This is a genomic window from Peribacillus sp. P4_D6 (assembly GCF_056401795.1).
Genome location: NZ_JBFUIQ010000287.1, coordinates 1 through 2,056 on the forward strand (window position 1 = coordinate 1; position 2,056 = coordinate 2,056).

General features: G+C 40.2%; 1 protein-coding gene and 1 pseudogene. Both read right to left on the minus strand.

Annotated elements, in window-relative coordinates:
- Positions 1-24: 24 nt before the first annotated feature.
- Positions 25-1,228, minus strand: a pseudogene (locus tag AC1DVB_RS26810) (IS1182 family transposase).
- A gap of 573 nt (positions 1,229-1,801) precedes the next feature.
- A partial coding sequence (locus tag AC1DVB_RS26815) for an NUDIX hydrolase (protein WP_477591859.1) occupies positions 1,802-2,056 on the minus strand: 255 nt, incomplete at its 5' end.

Below are 2,056 nucleotides of genomic sequence, written 5' to 3' on the forward strand. Positions count from 1 at the left end.
ATTGCGGCTCWACGAGCCCACATGTTAGGCCATTTTTGGACCTCGCCATATCCAATTGGCCATCTTCCTTAAATTAATGGCAGCGAAAGTAAGCATCGCCTACATTGACAATTTTTTAAGTCCCCTTAAAGTAGTCCAACGCATACCATGCTTTTCTTTTGCATCTGCGAATACACGCTCAATCGTTTCTTTACGTTTTGCATATATAGGTTTTACATCTTGATGATGACACAGATCATCTGCTTATTCCACATGTGTTTGCCAGATATGTCGTATCACCACTTTTTGACAGTCTTTGCTTTCTGTATACCGAGATAWAAATGAGCATGTTGTACAAATTTGTTTTGGCGATTTGTACTCGCGATAGCCCTCTTTATTTGTTGTTGAGTACTTTAAAGTTTCGCCCGAAGGGCAAAGGTAACAATCAAAATGTTCATCGTATACATAGTCCTGTTTGCGGAAAAATCCTTCTTTGGTGCGAGGAMGTGTATAAGGTAAAGCCGGTATGATTTCTTTGTTAAATAGGTAGCTTGTAATCGCTGGTGTTTTATAAGCTGCATCTGCGGCAACGGCTTCCGGTTTTCCAACTTTCTCAATCACTTGTTCAACTAGTGGCTCTATGATCTGACTGTCATGTRTATTTCCAGGTGTCACAATCGTTCCMAATACAAAACCGTTGCGGTCTGCGGCCGCGTGGAATGAATAGGCAAACTGTTTTGTTCGTTCATCTTTCACATAGTAGCCACTCTCAGAATCCGTTATACTTTCTTTAATTTCTTTGGTCTCTTCTTTATGAAATTTATCTGGTGGAAAAGGCTTTTTTCCATGGTTTTCACGATCTTGATTGATTTCTTCTTGAAGACGTCCTTGATACGCTCGTGTTTCTTTACGAACGATTTTCTTTACAAATTTCCGTTTATTCGCACTGGCTTTCACATGTGTGGAATCCACGAAAACGTGTTCAGCACTTATTAACTTTTTATTAGCAGCTGTCATTAAAATGCGATAGAAAATCTGTTCAAACAGGTCTGTATCTTTAAAGCGTCGCTCATAATTTTTCCCGAACGTGGAATGAAAGTCAGTTTAACTAAAATAACTGGATCAATACTTGGGCGTCCTAMCTCTGAATACATATCTTTCACCAAGTCATAAATGAAAGTGAAGTCAATGGMAGCCTCCATTTTCGAACCAAATGGTTCGGTGGCACCAGTTGATCTAAAGTAATCATTTCAAGTTGATCTCGCTGAAAAGAATCATGTTTAGAAAAGCATCCTCATCACCTCAAGTTTTAATACTTCTATTTTAAAACAAAAATGACTCCAGGCAAAAGTGTTCTATCTAAAAGGTAAGACAAAGTTGATTGGAACGGAAGGTACGAGACTCCTGCGGGAAAAGCGCGTCTAGGGGAGACCCCGCAGGCGAAAGCCGAGGAGGCTCCCCGACCGCCCGCGGAAAGCGAGTGCCTGGAGCGGAAATCAACGTCCAATTGCTACAAGCTATAAAAATAGACAAAGTCGATTTTCATCGAGTTTGTCTACAGTCTGATAGCTGCAGGAATCTGCAGCTATCTTTGTGTGTGCTCATATGGGTACGAAACGATCTTACGGGCAATACCATTTCCGGATTTCCTTTTAAAAGCCCCGACTTTATGAGGAAATTATATTAGATGGATTTCGTTTTATCCTCACAATATATAATTTCAGAGTCTTGCTTAACTCATAAATATATCAATATTCCGAATATTCCCCCGCCGCTTTGGCTCAGGAATCAAAAAGGCAAAAAAATCGCAAATGGGCGGTTTTCAATTGAAAGTCAATTCTTTTGCCATATCATGCAGAGGCTTCTTTTTGACTGATATTAATTGTTCATTTTCATAGGTACATGCAAATTCTTGTGGTGGTTCATCCTGTAATATATCTTTCAGGTAATACTTTATGTTGGACACAACTTCACTTGCCTCCATAACCCATTGAAATGGCTTCCAGGCAAGTTCCCCTTCATCACAGGCAGATAGTCCTCCCCCTGCATCTTCAGCTCTGTAAACATACATTCCACC